Source organism: Martelella sp. AMO21009, from assembly GCF_053484295.1.
This window is the reverse complement of the sequence record NZ_JBAKFR010000098.1, coordinates 1-201: the sequence shown is the minus strand read 5'-3', so window position 1 is coordinate 201 and position 201 is coordinate 1. Positions and strand designations below refer to the sequence as shown.

Sequence of the window (201 nt, the reverse complement as noted above, 5' to 3'; positions counted from 1 at the left end):
AGAACTCGATCGGCGGATCGAAAATGCCGCGCACCATGGGGCTCATGCCCATGGCTAGCCCGAGCGGAATGCCGATCAGGCAGGCCAGCAGAAAGGCGCTGAACACGCGGGCGGCCGAAATCAGGATATGGACGTAGAGCGGCGTGCCGGTGAAGCCGTTCTGCATCGTGTCGAAGAACTTCGCCACGATCGCCACGGGCG

The 201-nt window shown here is 63.2% G+C and carries 1 pseudogene; it reads right to left on the bottom strand.

Features of this window, described 5'->3' with window-relative positions:
• Positions 1-201: pseudogene (locus V6766_RS25615) on the bottom strand (taurine ABC transporter permease); the annotation flags it as partial.